A 16,756-nucleotide genomic window follows, 5' to 3' on the forward strand; every position below is an offset into this window, starting at 1 on the left:
AATTATGCTGATTCTAATCGCCGAAGACGACGAACTGATTCTAAAAACGATTGAACACAAATTATTAAAAGAAGGGCACGAAGTGATCCTGACCCGAAACGGGAAAGACGCTATTGAAACCCTTAAAACGAGAGAGGTAGATCTGGCTATCACTGATATTATGATGCCTTTTGCCTCCGGAATTGAAATACTTTCTGCCATTAAAACCATGGGCAAGCAGATACCGGTAATCATGCTTTCCAGTATGGGGCAGGAGGAAGTAGTATTGAATGCATTCGATTTGGGCGCAGCCGATTTTATTGTAAAGCCATTCAGTCCCAATGAATTGATATTAAGAATAAAAAGATTTTCTTCAAAATAAACTACAGCCATGTTTCTCACCACTTCTGTGCATTTTCTTTTTCTTGTTTTCCTGGGAATGCTATCTTTAGTACTTTTATTGATCATCGTTGTACTGATATACAGCTTTTATCAGTACAGAGAATCTATCCGGACTTTCAGATGGTCTGAAGTGATCAATAAAAAGATCTCAGAAGTGATTGTATATGGTGAAGAAGAATTGGCTGCAGACACTAATTTTTTAACAGCATCTGGTACTCCTTCATTCAGAAATCTGTTTCTTCAGAAACTGGCAGAATCCGAGAAAAAATTTTCCGGAGCAGCACAGAATAAACTTAAAGATTTATTTCATGAATATGGCCTTCAGGAAGAAGCATTGAAAAAACTCAATCAAAAGAAGGAACATATTATTGCAGGAGGAATACAGGAACTTACCGCCATGCACGTACAGGAAGCATTGCCAAAAATTTCTACATTTTTAACCCATCCTTCAGCTCAGGTGTATCAGGAGGCGCAATATGCAATGGTTAACTTTAAAGGATTCGAAGGTCTTCATTTCCTGAACAGCATTTCCTCCAAAATATCAGAATGGCAGCAGCTTCGTCTGCTTATTTCCGTAACACATATTCCGGAGAATTCCCGAGACAGCATTAAAAGCTGGATGGAAAGCTCTAATGAATCCGTAGTTATTTTTACCCTTAAACTCTTAAGAAAATTTCAGATATTATCACTTTATCCAACAGTGACTGATTTGTTGAATCATCCATCTGCTGATGTACGGATTCAGGCGGTGCAAACTTTATTATCGCTGGAAAATTCTTCAACAATCGCTGATCTTATGGAAATCTATCCCCATCAGCCAGCTGAAGTACAGAAAGAGATTCTCAAAGTCATGAAAAAGTCAAAAGACCAATACAGTACGGATTTTCTGAAAGATCAGTTATTGGAAAATCCGGATTCAGGGATAAAAGTATATGCAGCAGAAGCTTTATGTGCATTGGAGAAACAGGAATTACTTAAAGAGATATCCCAAAAGGAAACCTCTCCTGAAGAATTAATTCAAATTATTAAATACGCATTACAGGAAAAAGCATGTTAGAATTCTCACACATCATCTATGAAGTTGTTATCTGGCTGTTTCTGATTTACGGAACAGCAGTAGCCCTTATCTATGGCTGGATAGGAATTTATGCGCTTGGCGCTGTATTACGTTATAAAAAAGAAAATACATTTACAGACTACAGCATTATTGCGGCCAATCCCAATGCTCCGGTATTCAGCGTTATAGCTCCGGCATATAATGAAGGAATGACCATTGTAGAAAATGTACGTTCACTGTTATCCCTTTACTATCATAATCTGGAAATTATCATTGTAAATGACGGAAGTAAAGATGATTCCATGCAAAAGCTGATTGAGGCTTACGAACTTGAGTCTGTAGCTTATTTTATTCAGGGAAAAATTGAAACCAATGCGGTAAGAGGAGTTTATAAAAGTAAAAATCCGGCCTTCAAAAAACTGATTGTTGTTGATAAAGAAAACGGAGGAAAAGCCGATGCCTTAAATGTTGGAGTCAATATTTCTTCCGGAGACTATCTGGTCTGTATTGATGTTGACTGTATTCTCGAGCAGGATTCGATTTTAAAACTCGCAAAACCAATGCTGGAGCAGACTGATAAAAAGTTTATTGCCTGCGGTGGAGTGATTCGTCTGGCCAACAACTGTGTCATTGAAAACGGAAAAGTAGTAAGTGTCAATATGCCCAAATCTCTTTTGGGAAGAACACAGGCATTGGAATATATCCGGGCTTTTGTACTGGGACGTATGGCATGGTCCAGAGCATCAGGACTGATCCTGATCTCCGGGGCTTTTGGAGTCTTTGACCGGAAAATTGTACTGGCCTGCGGCGGCTATGATAAAAACACAGTGGGAGAAGACATGGAGCTGGTGGTAAGAATGAGAAAGTACATGGAGGAAAAAAACGAGCCTTACGAAGTACTTACCATTCCGGATCCGCTATGCTGGACAGAAGTTCCGGAATCTAAAGATATTCTCAGAAAACAACGAAACCGATGGATGCGCGGAACCATGGAAACTCTGTGGAAACACAGAAAACTCATGTTCAATCCGAAATATAAAAAATTAGGAATGATCAGTCTTCCTTACTGGTTCTTCTTTGAATTTCTGGGGCCGCTCATCGAATTTTCAGGGTATATTATCTTTATCATCTTTTTATTGCTTGGGATTATCAACTGGCCCTTCTTTCTGATCTTGTTTGCCCTCGTCATCTCAATGGGATTCCTCTATTCCATCTATGCGATATTGGTGGATCTTGTCAGCCATCAGGTTTATACCAAAAGGAAAGACTTCCTTAGACTAATTTTTACCGCTTTTTCCGAACCTTTTTATTTTCATCCTATTGTCGTAAAAGCAGGCGTTAACGGATTTATAGATTATTTCAAAAAATCCCATGGCTGGGGCGAAATGACAAGACAGGGCTTCAACCAAAGCACACAGCATTTACCGCTGAAAGAAAGGATATATGCCATTCTTCAGGCAGGACTTAAAAAATGGGGAATGCTGGCATTGGCTTTCTTTGCCTTATTTTTATTAGGAATAACCGCAGAATCACTGTGGTACAAATATACTTTTCCAAAATTTGAAACATCAGCCATTATTGGTCATCTTTTCTTAGAAAACATTTTATTTGCGCTTCAAATGACATTCTGTGTCGGAATTATATATCTGATTATTAATTTTGTTAAAGAAGGATGGGCAAAAATTCTGGGAATAATCACCCTGGTTATTGTAGCAGTTACTCAATATATTTTGTTCCTGTATTTTTCTGAAACCCGAAATGTTTTGGGTGCCGACCTTTTATACTACAGCAAAGAAGAGATGAAGCAGATTTTGCAGGCAAGCGGAATGCTGAACTTCAAAAACTTTGCATTGCTGGGAATTTTAATCGTGGGATCCTTGATTCCTTTGTGGATTGCAGGAAAAGGAGCTTTAAAATCAATCTATCCGGGAATAATACTATTGATTTTCGGGTTAACAGCATTTTTTATTCCTTCCAATGTAGTGGGAGCAAAGATTTTGAGTTCCGAAAGTGAGTTTAATCAAAATGCAGCAAAAAGTAAATGGGCTTATTTTTTTAAATCCAATAAAGACAATTTTATCAGCGACCATCCGGAACTCACTGAATTGCTGAGTGATAATGAAGATTTTACTGCCAATGCAGAAATGATTGATAAAAACTATCCGTTCTGGAGAAAAGAAAACACACCGGATTTTTTAGGTTCTTACTTTAATCGATCTGAGAAAGTTCCCAATCTTGTTTTTCTTGTGATGGAAGGTTTCGGACATGCGTATACTTCCCCAAAAGGATATATCGGAAACTTCACTCCTTATCTTGATTCACTGTCCCATAAAGGATTGTATTGGGAAAACAGTTTAAGCTCAGCAGGAAGAACATTCGGAGCATTACCGTCATTAACAGGATCTCTTCCTTTCGGAAAGAACGGCTTTCTTGAAATAGAAAAAACACCGGAGAATTTCAATCTTTATAATATCCTTAAAGCAAACGGTTTTGAAACAGGATTTTATTACGGAGGTCATGCATCATTTGACCGCTACCGTGAGTTTCTGGAATACAGCGGAGTAGATCATATTATTGACCAGGCTTCCTTCAGCAGTCCTTACCGTAAACTTCCTGCCAACAACGGGGGGAGCTGGGGATATGAAGATCAGGCTGTTTTAAGTAAAATGCAACAGCAGCAGAAACCACAGAATCAACCGTATTTCAATATGATACTTACGCTTTCAACCCATAATCCTTTTTTAATCAACAATAAGGATTATTATGAAAAGCTGTACAATCAAAGGCTTAATTCAGGAATTTTAACTCCTGAACAGAAAAAATGGGCATCTGCCCACAAAAATCAGCTCATTTCGGTATTGAATGCAGATGATGCAATGAAAGATTTCTTTGAAAATTACAGCAAACGACCGGACTTCAAAAACACCATTTTCATCATTACAGGCGATCACAGTATGCCTGAAATTACATTACAGTCTAAAATTGACAGATTCCATGTGCCATTATTAATCTATTCTCCGTTATTAAAAGAATCAAAGCGATTCTATAAAACGGTAAGTCATTTTGATATTGCGCCTTCGATTCTGGCGTACTACAGAAATAATTATCAAATCAAAACACCTTCTACCGTTACATGGGTAGGACGTGGCTTTTCAGCAGATTCTGAAATCAGCAAGGCCGGAATCCCTATGATGCAAAGTAAAAACCAGCTTATCGATTTTGTTTCTGAGAAATATTATATCCATGACGGGCAGCTTTTCACCCTTAAGAACATGGAGGAAGATAATTCCAATGATGCAGCATCCCTGAACAAGATCAATACCCGGTTCAATCAGTATAAAAGCATGAATGCCCGGTTTTATTCCACAAAGAAACTGATGCCGGATTCGGTAATGGTTAATTTTAAGAAAAAAACAAGGTCAAAGTTTTAAAACTTCCGGGTGTAGCCTAAAGTAATGTCAAACTGATTTCCTTTCTCACCAGGACGGAATTCCTGGTTATAATACATGGTTCCTAAAGAAAAAAGATTGACAGAACGGTAAGAGAAATTATACTCAGCACCTATTTTAAAGGTTTTAAGCTTAAAGGTTTCATTTTCCAGAAGGTTATTTCGGTATTCTTCCGGGCTTATCCCGGTTCCGATCTGAAAGGCAACATAATCCTGAGCGCCTTTTGTGTAATATCTCACCGTTCCGGTATAAGAATGTGAAATATTTTTATTGTCAGGTGTAATATAAGTACGAAGGTTGAACCAGAAATTTTTATAATATTTTCCTACAGCCGCAGTATACATCCAGATATTGTTGCTGAAATGAAGCTGACGGTAACCCAGCTCTGCCTCAAAACTATGAGGAAGATTGGCATTCAGGGAAACTCCGGTACGGTATTTCGGAAACAGACCTACATCATCAGAATATCCTCCGCCAACATACAAATAGAACATTTTGGAAAGTCTTGGATACGCTTCCAGCTCAATCTGTGTTCCGCCTTGTGCAAACTTATTGGCATAATTGCCACGAAGGATTACAGAACCAATAGATGTAATTCTTTTGTAACTTACTCCCACAATATGCCAGTCATGATCAAACTGCTTGTCAAAATGGGAATAGTTGTAAATAATTCCAATAGCATTTTTAGAAGACAGATCCTTGATTCTTACTGCAAGAGCCCTCGCTTCTGTATTTTTGGGATTAATAGATAATAGAGTGGTTACCGCTTTGTCAGCTTCTTCATAATTATCCATTCCAAAATATACTTTTGCCTTTAGCAGCAGTAATGCCTCAGATTTTGAATGATAAGAAAGTCCTTTATCTATAATTTCAATTGCCTTTGTATTCTGATCATTCCAGTATTCCAATGAAGCATACGCCAGAAAATAATCTTCATCCTGAACCTCTCTTTTTCCGAGATCTTCAAACACAGCTCTTGCCGCTTCAATATCTTTATTCCAGGTATATAACCTTCCCAAAAAAACAGAAATATCGGTATAATTGGGAGCTTTTGCCAACGCCTCTTTTGCCAGGGCAATAGATGTAGTATAATCTTTCTGTTCAAAAGCGGTGGTGCGGGCTTTAACAAACAGTTCATCAGCAGTAAGATTCTGCTGGCTATACATGGTAATGGGAAAAAGTAATGCTAATAAAAAGGTCGGATATCTTTTCATCGAAGTTTATTATTAATGAGCTACATCTTTAACACAAATATATTGAACTTTTATCTCTCTACCCAGAGATTATTCACCAAAACTTATCTTTTTAAGATTATTCTTCCACAAAATATCAAATAACAGATATTTATGATGGAATAATTATTGTCGTAATTGAAAATAATTGATTTTCTAAAAACCTTCCTCATGAAAATAGCAACCTATAATGTTAACGGAATCAATGGCCGGCTTCCTGTTTTACTGAAGTGGCTGAAGGAAGCTTCACCAGACATCGTCTGCCTTCAGGAGCTAAAGACCCCACAGGAACGTTTCCCTATACAGGAAATCAATAAAGCAGGATATAAGGCGATATGGAAAGGGCAGAAAAGCTGGAACGGAGTAGCCATATTGGCCAAAAATAAAGAAATAACTGAAGTACAAAGATCTTTGCCAGGTAACGCAGAAGATGTTCAAAGCCGATATATAGAAGCGATTATAGATCAAATGGTCATCTGCTGCCTGTATCTTCCCAATGGAAATCCTTATCCGGGACCTAAATTTGATTATAAATTGTCTTGGCTGAAACGTTTTAAGAGACGAACCAACCAGCTTATCAAAATGGAACTTCCCGCCATCCTTATCGGCGATTTCAATATTATTCCGGAACCTGTTGATGTTTATAAACCTGAGCGCTGGGAAAATGATGCCTTATACAGAACAGAAGTAAGAAAAGCATTTAAAGAACTCCAGAAAAAAGGCTGGCTGGATTCTCTGCGAAGTCTTTATCCTGATGAGAAAATCTATACATTCTGGGATTATTTATACAAAGCCTACGACCGCAATGCAGGAATGAGGCTTGATCATATTTTATTAAGTCCTTATCTACAGCCCAGACTGGCTTCCGGTGGAGTAGACACACATGTACGGGGTTGGGAAAAAAGCAGCGATCACGCTCCGGTTTGGATTGAACTTTCGGATCATCCCTGATAACTGAAGTTCATATATAAAAAACTCCCGGAATAAACCAGGAGTCTTTATATGATATCTATTTTAACTATTAAGATTGTTTGCGGCGGCGGCCTGAAACCTTTTTGTCAAGATCCCTGATATCCTGTCTCAGTTCACGGAACATCTCTTTAAAGTTGTAGCTCTCATAATCACCCGGCTCGAAATCTTCCGGGAAAATTCCTGAAGCATATTGCCAGATTTCCACTACTTCTTCAAAAGGGATATCATAAGGCTCATAAAATGAATTATCAGCACTTACACAAATTGCATTTTCCTTTCTTTCTTTAAAACGTTTGTAGGTAATTCCGTCATTTAAAGTAACAAAAACATAGGTTTTACCCTGTTTCAGTTCATTGATTCCTTCTACATATTTTCCTACAATATAAGATCCGCTTCTGAAAGGAGGCATAGAATCACCATCCGCAGGAAAAGCCCTGTATTTACCATTGGTAAGAAAAGGAAGAGCAATACGCTGAAGACTTTCGATGTATTCTATATCGCTATAACCTTCCAGATATCCCATTGATGCCTTCTGAGGAATAATTTCTATGGTATCATTTCCATGAGTATCCACTGCAACCGGAAGAACGATTCTGTTATCCGGAAGCTTTAACATTTCATCTATCGGATGCTTCTCAATATCTACTGAAAGCATAAGGTCAATACTCACATGGAAATATTTTGAAATTTTTACAAGCAGTTCGATAGGAGGCTCCGAAATTCCGTTTTCATATTTTGAATACCGGACTCTTGAAATCATGAGTTCATCGGCTACATTTTGCTGGGAGAGCTTTCTCCTGGCTCTTAAAAAGCGTATATTATTTGAAAAAACTGACATTGATATAAGTATGTCAGCAAAAATACAAAATTTGATTCCTTTATCAATCAACCCAAGTGGGTTTTACCCGATAAGAATACAAATTTCATTGATGTTTTTTTATTTTTTATCTAAAACTAGGAAATCCAGGTATTTCAGGTCATCCATTTTACCTGTTACAGCACCATTGGAAACTGTTTTAGTCACATTGAAAAATAAATATCAATAATTAACATTTAATGCAAAAATAATAACTCTAAATTCCACAAATTGAGTTATGCTTTTTAACTTTTAGAAAATCAATCACATATAAGTGAAAATAATATTATCAATTATTTGTATTTATATTAATGAAATATTAAATAATATAAACATATAATTAATTTATTTAAAATAATTTGCAATTTTATTATTATTATTCATATATTCGTGATGTAATAATCATATAAAATTATAGTTATGAAAAACTTAAAAAAATTGGACAGAAACGAATTAAAAGCTATTTCAGGTAACGGATTACTAGATCCAATCGGCGGACTTCTAGGTGGACTAGGAGGAGTAGTTGGTGGAGTAGTAGGCGGTGTAGGTACTATCGTTGGTGGCGTAGTTACAGGCGTAGGATCTACAGTAGGTGGAGTAGTTGGCGGTGTAAGCACTGTTGTAACTAACGCTTTATGCCAGACACAATGTGTTGTTAATGGTGTAATCCACATCAAATTACTTGAGTGCGGATCAACTTGCTAGTCAGAAAGCATTACATGTAAAAAACAGACCGCCCTTTTCAGGGCGGTTTTTTTCTTATCCATATCATTCCTTTTCAGTGACTTAGATTTATTAAATGGCTTTTGATAAACCGCAATAAAGCAACAATGTTGCATTAATAAATTTAATTTTCTAGCTTTGCCGGATCATTAAAGTATATGCACATGAAAAGGACCTTTTATTTTTTGGCAGGCAGCTCACTTATTTGTTCGTCATCACTTCTGAAAGCGCAGAAAATTATCCCCGAAAAAAGAACGGTAAAAGACATAGAGTCCATTCAGGTACAGGGAAAAACAAATTATAACGCTGCCAATATTTCAAGAAAAAAACTGGATTTCATTCAATCCAATACACTGGGAGAAACATTGAGTAAAATTCCCGGAATTCAAAATTCGGGATATGGACCGAATTCCGGAGCTCCCGTTATCAGAAGCTTAAGCGGAAACCGGGTAAAAATATTGGAAAACGGAATGGCAGTGAATGATCTTTCGGGAATAAGCCCGGATTTTAATACGGATATCGAAATGAACAGTGTTCAGAATATCACTGTTTACAAAAATTCTGCATCGGTTTTGTATGGTGGAAAAGCTATTGGAGGAGCTGTAGATATTGAAACAGATTATATTGCCAGACAGCTTCCGGAAAAAAAGATAAATTTCAAAGGACTCCTAGAGGGAGGCAGTAATAGTGGTCAGAAACAGGCTTTTTCAGCCAGAGGAATTATTGCTAAAAACTGGGTCTGGACGGTTGGAGCATCCAATCAGAAGCAGGAAATAGTCAGAATTCCGGGAAAATCAAAAGACGGTAGATGTTATGATCCTGAGCTTGTAGGTTTCAACAGTATTTTACAGTCACTTTGCCAGATCAATGTAGATTCCAGACGTGTCCTGAACAAGAGCCTTTTTCCTTATATCAGCCAGTTTGCCAAAGATCATATGATAGAGTATGAGCTTTCGGAAGATGATCTGTATACATTCAGTTCCACGTATTACAATCCTGCTGACGGTAAATATCATCCCAACCCGAAAAACGATTTGTATGTTCCTGGTCAGGATGCCGTGAAAGACCGATATAAAAGTGAAGTAAACGGAATCAAAGATTATGTGGAAACAAAAGATGGTGAGATCCCCAACAGTCATTCGGAAAGCAATTCATTTTATGTAGGCACCAGTTATATCGGAAAATCATTGTATGCAGGAGGCGCGTATCAGAATTCTTACTCCTATTTTGGGGTTCCGGGATATGCAATCCCTAAAATCCCCAAACATAGCCATGGAAAACCACAACCCAAAATAGAATATAGTCCCATCAACATCAGAAGCCTATCTCATAAAGCCATGTTTGAATCCGGTTACAAGTTTACCCATTCTCCGATTTCAAGCATCAAACTGAATTATATGGGGGTATTTTCAAAAAATGCTGAACTTCTGGATCGGTACCGTGCCAATCAGTTTACTGTAAATCAACACAATGGACGCCTGGAAATCAACCAGCAGAAATTACAATTTCTTACCGGAACTACGGGGCTTGAAATACAATACAGAGATATGGAAGGCACCGGAGGCCAGAGATACTTACCCAATAATATAAGCCGTGAAATTGGAATCTTTACCATGCAGCACCTTGATTTTAATTTTCTTCAACTGGATCTTGGGTACAGAAACGATCATGTACAACGCAGGGCAGAAGCAGATAACAAGTATGTCAGAAGCCGCGGACTTTCCGGAGGAAAACTCAGTGACAGAGATTTCACTCTTCATCAGTTCCATAGTTCCGCTCAATGGACTCTCTTTAAAAAAGGGTATCTGAAAGTACAATACAATCACTCGGAAAGGGCACCGGAGGTGAATGAGCTTTATTCAGGAAACAATCATTTTGCGATCCTGACAGAAGAAAATGGTGATGATACACTGGATAAGGAAACAGCCAATACCGTTGAAATCGGGACCGGAGTTAATCTGAAGAACCTGCGGGTATCTGCCAGCTGGTATCATACTTCTTATAAAAACTATATTTATCTTGCCCACACCGGAATTTCCAGAGAAGTTTTTCTGGTAAAAGAATGGCGCTCCGATGATACGGAAATCAATGGAATTGAAGCGGAAGCTGCTTATAAAGCAGATCTCGGAAAAGCAGGAAAGTGGGAGATAGGCGGATATTATGATCTGGTACGAAATATAAGCGTTGCCGACAGCTCCATAAGAAAATGGAGTGATGGCGATTATATGCCCAACATGCCTACCAGCCGTTTCGGATTCAATCTGGAAGGAACACTGCAGAACTTCAGCGTGAATCTCAGCTTAGACCATTACTTACAGCAAAAATATTTAGGTAAAAATATTAATCCTGAACTTCCGATGCCTGCATTTTCACTGCTGAATGCCCGTTTTTCTTATAAGGACAGCAGTCTGGGTTTAGGTGATCTCGAATATTATATCATAGGAAACAATCTGCTGAATGCTGAGTCCCGACTTCAGAACTCTCAGTTAAAATTCCTCAGTCCGCTTCCCGGAATTAATATTTCCGTCGGTGTGAAAATCACCATATAAATCAATCTGTTTTCTGCAGTTATTATTACTTAATAGCTGCAGATTTTTTTTAGGTTATCCATGTAAAACCACCTTTTAGGATACAGACTATTTCTGGTAGTTTTTATACAAAAATTAATCAAAAAAAAAAGAAGGAAAAAATTTTAATACGACGAGTTTTGTCGCTGTGCGCCAGTACCTTTGTATCAGAGATAAGATAAAGAATCCCGGGAAATTAATTGTCTTACCCAAACCAATTTTAACCTTAAAACAACTTTTTTAAATTATGTGTAAAAAACAACTAATAATCATTTTTCTCCTTTTATTTTGCATTTCCTATGCGCAGAATGAATTTACTACCATCTGGAAACCCAATGCAAACGGCGTCATTGATCATTCAATAAGATTCGGCGGCACAGGAACCGATTACACCATTTACTGGCACGAAGTAGGATATCCTGAGCATAACGGGATGTTTGATTATGTAAACTCCAGCAGCAGTGAGCCTTTACTTATATATTTTGGGCCATCATTCCATCCAGATCCTCTGCAGGCCACTTACGAATTAAAAGTATCCAGCGGTAACGGATCATTTTACGGATTCAGGGCCAATACCGACATCATTCCTCCGGGTGGAAATCAGGAACTCATAGAACTCAGCCAGTGGGGAAATACGACATGGCTTCAGCAATTCGACAGAGCATTCGCCAACTGTCCCAATCTTAACGTAACGGCTGCAGATACTCCTGATTTGACACAGATAACCAGTTTATCACAAATGTTCCTTAACTGTTCATCTTTGACAGGCCATACTTCATTTTCTTACTGGAATCCATTCCGTATTACGGACATGAGCGGTATGTTCAGCGGAGCGACGCTGTTTAATCAGAATATCGGAAACTGGGATACGGCAAAAGTAACGAATTTCAGCAGCATGTTTTCTTCTGCATCTTCTTTCAATCAGGATATTTCTGCCTGGAATACGATATCCGGAACTGACTTTTCCTCTATGTTTGCAGATGCCATAGCTTTCAACCAGCCATTAAATTCATGGAATACAGAAAATGCAACTAATTTCCGCTATACATTCTATAATGCGGCAGCATTTAATCAGCCTCTTGATAACTGGAACACAGGTAAAGTGACAGATTTTGAGCATATGTTTGAAAATGCAGTATCGTTCAATCAGCCCATCGGAAACTGGGATGTAAGTAAGGCTGATTATTTCGCCGGATTTAATATGTTTGCAGGTGCTTCACGTTTTGATCAGGATATTTCTTCGTGGAATATCAAGCTTCAAAACTTCAGCTGGAATACAATCTATTTCGGATTAAAAAATGCAGGCTTATCATGTACGAATTACAGCAATTTTCTCATCGCTCTGAATAATAATCCTACCTGGGCGAGCTCAACAATAACGTCCGGAACTATAGATGCAACAGGATTGGTTTATTCTACACCGCAAGCGATGCTGGCCAGAGCCCAGCTGATCAGCAAAGGGTTTAATATTATAGGAGATTCCTATATTTCAGGTTGTTTTCTGTCAACAAGAGAAGCTTCCCCAAAAACAAAAACTTCCGCTTATCCTAATCCAACGACAGGAGTGATCAACGTGGAATCCTCAGTAGATGAAAATGTTTATTTATATGATAATAACGGTAACCTCATTAAAAATATATTGTTCAGAAAAGGGAAAAACACCGTCGATCTGACTGAATATCCTTCAGGAGACTATATCTTTAAAGGTGATACTTTTTTCCATAAAATCACCAAGCAATAGTAGAACAGCCGAAAGGTTAGCTATTTAAACCCTGCTCCAAAATCTGCGGATTTTGGAGCTTTATGGTTTTCCTCATTTTATATATAAATAACTGTGTTATATTTGTGTACACTGGAATAATCAACTGCAAACTAAGAATTGAATTTCCAATATACAAAATAACAATTATGAAAAAAACAATTACTTTTTTTACTATTCTCTTATCGATAGTAAATATTCAAGCTCAGGAAAATATTGATTTATTGACCTACGAAAACACACAGGATATTAATTTCTTCAACACTATTAAAAACGGTGCTCAGGTTAAGGAATATATAACAACGAGTAAAAATAGTGTGAAGGTAGGTGATACTTTAATATTAGGATCTCCAACTTCTGAAGAGCTGAATACAAGGACTTATTCAGGAAGTTATGGAAATAAAGCAAGAGGAGGGATTTCACAATCAAGAAGTACTTCCAAAAAGACTTATGACTTTGTACAAATGGGAAGACCGGCTGGATTTGGAAGTATTATGTCTGCTATGGGTGGTGAAGCACAAAATATGGCAGATATCAGCTTAAAAAATACTAAAGTGATTGTCAGAGAAATAAAAACTTATCATAGAGGCAGCAAAAATAAGCCTTTGTACGTAGTTATGGTTTTGGGAGAAATAAATGACAGAGCTTTTGGAATCAATAAATATTTAAGCGTGATGGATACGGAGCTAGGGATTGAATCTGGTGAAATTCTTTTAAAAAATAGAAAAATGACCAGAGAAGAAGCGATTGCAAAATTAAAAGAAGCAAAAGAACTCGTGGAAATTGATATGATGAGCAAGGAGAAGTTTGAAGAATTGAAAAAAGAACTTGCTCCGATTATTAACAATAATAACTAAGAATTACACTTGTATTGATAGTATGGTCAGCAACTTCCCGGATATTTTAACGAACAAAAAGGATAATGAAAAAAAGCCAGAATTTCGAAATGCACTGTTTAATTTAGACAAAAGCATTATCAACAATGACAATGTAGAACATCTGATTACTATTTACAACTCAGCAAAACAATTAGATATTCGAAATAAAATATTGAAATTGCTATATGATTTTAATTATCCATTATTGAAGGATTTTTTCCTGAATGCCTATAAGAAAGAGCGTTACCTGGATATGAAAATATATGCGTTACGCGGGCTTTCTCATTGTATTGAGGAGAAGGAAATTGCTCAGCTTTTAAAAAAATTTAACCTATCACTGGCTAAAAGACAGCAAACGACACCTTATAACTTTCAGGAGTACGAACTTTTAAAAGGAGGAAATGCTTTGCCGTACTTAGTTGAAAAATATGGTTATCCTTGTTTTACAGAAACATTAGAACAAGTAAACAGACAATACGATGCAATGCCTGATGTTTTTAAAGGGCATTATAGAATTGATGACAATGGAGATATCAAAATGCTGAAAAGCCCGGGAGAATCTAAGGCAATTATGGACAGATTCTGGGAAGAGGAGAGAAGCAAGCTAAAATAACTCATTTAAATTTTAAAAAAAGATTTATCAAATCATCCAAAACATAGGATGATTTTTTTGTGATTTATTAACAATCCCATCATCAAAATAAACTTTATATTCGTAGCATAAATGGCTTTATAAAATTATATCAATTAAACTGAGCCTGAAAACAAAACGTAACCATCTAAAATCTAAGAATTAAATACAGAAAAAATGAGAAACACTATTTATGCTTTGTTATTATTATTTTTATTCACAGGCGCTAATGCTCAGGAATACTCAAAATTAATAATTGAAGCTGATCAATTATACAGGGCAAAAGATTATAAAATGTCTACTGATGTATATGGTAAAGCTTTTAAAATCGAAAGCGAAAATCCAAGTCACTTATATAATGGCGCATGCTCATCTTCCTTGGCAGGAAATACAAAACAAGCATTCAAATGGCTGAACCTATCCATAGATAAAGGCTGGACCAATCTCAAGCACTTAAAATCTGATTCTGATTTGGATAATCTACATTCAAAAAAAGAATGGGGGAAAACAATTGAAAAGCTAGAAAAGAAAATAGCGGTCATAGAAGCCAATTATGACAAACCATTGCAGGCTGAATTACTGGCAATTCTTGAGGAAGACCAAAAATATAGAATGCAAATGGATGAAACGCAAAAAAAATTCGGTCCGCAATCTAAGGAAATGAATGACCTTTGGAAAAAAACAATGCAGAAAGACTCGCTTAACCTGTTAAAAGTAAAAAAAATATTAGATGAAAAAGGCTGGGTGGGTAAAGACAAAGTAGGCGCACAGGCCAATAGTGCCTTATTTCTTGTGATTCAGCATTCAGATCTGGAAACGCAGAAAAAATATCTACCGATGATGAAAGAAGCTGTCACAAAAGGAAATGCCAGCGCAGGTTCTTTAGCGTTGTTAATTGACAGAATAGAAATCCGGGAAGGCAGAAAACAAATATACGGAAGCCAGATAGGAATCAATCAAAGTAATAATACTTACTATGTTTTACCTTTACTAGATCCGGAAAATGTAGATAAAAGAAGAACAGAAGTTGGCCTGGGTCCAATCTCTGACTACGTTAAAAACTGGAATTTAGCTTGGGACGTTGAAAAGTACAAAAAAGATTTACCTGAATTAGAAAAATTAAATAAAAAGAATTAAATCAATAGAAAAAACTTCTGATCACAGCAGTTTATAATATGGCGGATTAAGGGTGTTAAAATTCTTTAATCCGCCATTTCTAATTATTACAACCTTGAATAGAGTTGAGTATTACTTGAAAAACCCGATACAATAACCAAGAGAGCAAAGTAATGAAACCTAAGATGTTCTGTGAATCTTTGAAACCAGAATAATATACAATTTAACATAATATAAATTATAGGATTTTTATTATAAAAAAGAAATAGAGCATTTAGTGTCTGAGAATCCGGTATTCTTAAACTTTTTCTACCCAATAGCTTTTAACGAATTCTCGGAACTCTTCTTTGTCGTAAACCTATCCGGAAAATCTCCGGCTTATCATCATCCAATTCTCTGAAATTTTCCCAAGGATAAAACAAAATGAAAAATCTTATTTCAGAGCTTTTTACAACTCCTCGTAAATATTTTTTCTCTATAAGCCGTACAGCTCTTCATAATATTCTGAATTTTCTCTAAGCGATGTAAAACTCAAGTTTCCATAATGTTCATTTACCCCTTAAAAATACGAAATCTTGTCCCATGACAGTTTTTATTCTGTAAAAACAAAATACCTTTATCCTAACCAAAATAGTACTGATATGAAACCTAAAATGATCTGGGCCAATCTGGCCGTAGCCGACCTTGAACGCACACAGAAATTCTATACTGAACTGGGTTTCAGGGCCAATAATCCACATACATCCAATGAACTGGTAAGTTTTTTTATGGCTGGAAATGAATTCATTATTCACTTTTTCTTACAAACTGTTATTGAAAACAACCTGAAAAGTATGAAGTTTGGAGATCCCCACCACTCCAACGAAATCATATTTACCCTTTCTGCAGAAAATAAAACTCAGGTAGATGATTGGGCTGAAGAAGTTAAAAAAGCTGGCGGAACCATTGTTTCAGAGCCTGAGACTTTCGGAGAAAATTACTACGGTTTTGTATTTGCAGATCCGGATGGACATAAGTTTAATGTATTTTTTATGTAACCCTTTACATAAACCAAATAATCAGGCTGAAATACAATTTGCCCGTATATCTCCTCTGTTTTCAGTCAGATAGCATAGTTACTGACTCGATAAACACG

Annotated in this window: 13 protein-coding genes; 11 read left to right on the top strand and 2 right to left on the bottom strand. The window is 36.8% G+C overall.

Features of this window, described 5'->3' with window-relative positions:
• The first annotated feature begins 4 nt into the window (after window positions 1-4).
• The 3 genes from JNG87_RS19640 to JNG87_RS19650 are packed head-to-tail and all read left to right on the top strand — an operon-like array spanning window position 5 to window position 4,869.
• Window positions 5-361 (top strand): response regulator transcription factor, encoded by a 357-nt coding sequence (locus JNG87_RS19640; RefSeq protein ID WP_110011584.1) that lies wholly within the window; start codon window positions 5-7, stop codon window positions 359-361.
• Between the two features lie 9 nt (window positions 362-370).
• Window positions 371-1,438, top strand: coding sequence for a HEAT repeat domain-containing protein (locus tag JNG87_RS19645; RefSeq protein ID WP_202840558.1), 1,068 nt, complete (start codon window positions 371-373; stop codon window positions 1,436-1,438).
• Complete coding sequence (locus tag JNG87_RS19650; protein ID WP_202840559.1) at window positions 1,432-4,869, top strand: sulfatase-like hydrolase/transferase; 3,438 nt, start codon at window positions 1,432-1,434, stop codon at window positions 4,867-4,869. Before JNG87_RS19645 ends, JNG87_RS19650 begins: the two co-directional genes overlap by 7 nt.
• Here JNG87_RS19650 and JNG87_RS19655 read toward each other — a convergent pair.
• Entirely contained in the window at window positions 4,866-6,101 is a 1,236-nt protein-coding gene (locus JNG87_RS19655; protein WP_202840561.1) for a YaiO family outer membrane beta-barrel protein, read from the bottom strand. The two genes, JNG87_RS19650 and JNG87_RS19655, sit on opposite strands and share 4 nt — an antisense overlap.
• A gap of 189 nt (window positions 6,102-6,290) precedes the next feature.
• On the opposite strand from JNG87_RS19655, the gene xth reads away from it, so the two are divergent.
• Window positions 6,291-7,070, top strand: coding sequence for an exodeoxyribonuclease III (xth, locus tag JNG87_RS19660; RefSeq protein ID WP_202840563.1), 780 nt, complete (start codon window positions 6,291-6,293; stop codon window positions 7,068-7,070).
• 70 nt (window positions 7,071-7,140) lie between these two features.
• On the opposite strand, the gene JNG87_RS19665 is transcribed toward xth, so the two are convergent.
• On the bottom strand, window positions 7,141-7,929 hold the full coding sequence (locus tag JNG87_RS19665) for an XRE family transcriptional regulator (protein WP_202840564.1): 789 nt from the start codon (window positions 7,927-7,929) through the stop codon (window positions 7,141-7,143).
• A gap of 438 nt (window positions 7,930-8,367) precedes the next feature.
• Here JNG87_RS19665 and JNG87_RS19670 point away from each other — a divergent pair, with 438 nt between their 5' ends.
• The 7 genes from JNG87_RS19670 (at window position 8,368) to JNG87_RS19700 (ending at window position 16,658) form a co-directional block, all read left to right on the top strand.
• The gene (locus JNG87_RS19670) at window positions 8,368-8,652 is read left to right on the top strand and encodes a bacteriocin-like protein (RefSeq protein WP_002979306.1); all 285 of its coding nucleotides are present in this window, start codon (window positions 8,368-8,370) and stop codon (window positions 8,650-8,652) included.
• A gap of 182 nt (window positions 8,653-8,834) precedes the next feature.
• On the top strand, window positions 8,835-11,219 hold the full coding sequence (locus tag JNG87_RS19675; RefSeq protein WP_202840565.1) for a TonB-dependent receptor: 2,385 nt from the start codon (window positions 8,835-8,837) through the stop codon (window positions 11,217-11,219).
• A gap of 265 nt (window positions 11,220-11,484) precedes the next feature.
• Window positions 11,485-12,978 (top strand): BspA family leucine-rich repeat surface protein, encoded by a 1,494-nt coding sequence (locus JNG87_RS19680; protein ID WP_202840566.1) that lies wholly within the window; start codon window positions 11,485-11,487, stop codon window positions 12,976-12,978.
• Window positions 12,979-13,145: 167 nt separating this feature from the next.
• On the top strand, window positions 13,146-13,853 hold the full coding sequence (locus tag JNG87_RS19685; protein ID WP_202840567.1) for a hypothetical protein: 708 nt from the start codon (window positions 13,146-13,148) through the stop codon (window positions 13,851-13,853).
• A gap of 22 nt (window positions 13,854-13,875) precedes the next feature.
• Window positions 13,876-14,487, top strand: coding sequence for a hypothetical protein (locus JNG87_RS19690; RefSeq protein ID WP_202840568.1), 612 nt, complete (start codon window positions 13,876-13,878; stop codon window positions 14,485-14,487).
• A 195-nt stretch (window positions 14,488-14,682) separates the two neighbouring features.
• Window positions 14,683-15,642, top strand: a complete 960-nt coding sequence (locus JNG87_RS19695) for a DUF6624 domain-containing protein (RefSeq protein ID WP_110011575.1) — start codon at window positions 14,683-14,685, stop codon at window positions 15,640-15,642.
• 620 nt (window positions 15,643-16,262) lie between these two features.
• Window positions 16,263-16,658, top strand: a complete 396-nt coding sequence (locus tag JNG87_RS19700) for a VOC family protein (RefSeq protein WP_202840570.1) — start codon at window positions 16,263-16,265, stop codon at window positions 16,656-16,658.
• The last annotated feature ends 98 nt before the right edge of the window (window positions 16,659-16,756 follow it).

This window comes from Chryseobacterium cucumeris (assembly GCF_016775705.1).
In the GTDB taxonomy this organism is placed as follows: Bacteria; Bacteroidota; Bacteroidia; order Flavobacteriales; family Weeksellaceae; genus Chryseobacterium; species Chryseobacterium cupriresistens.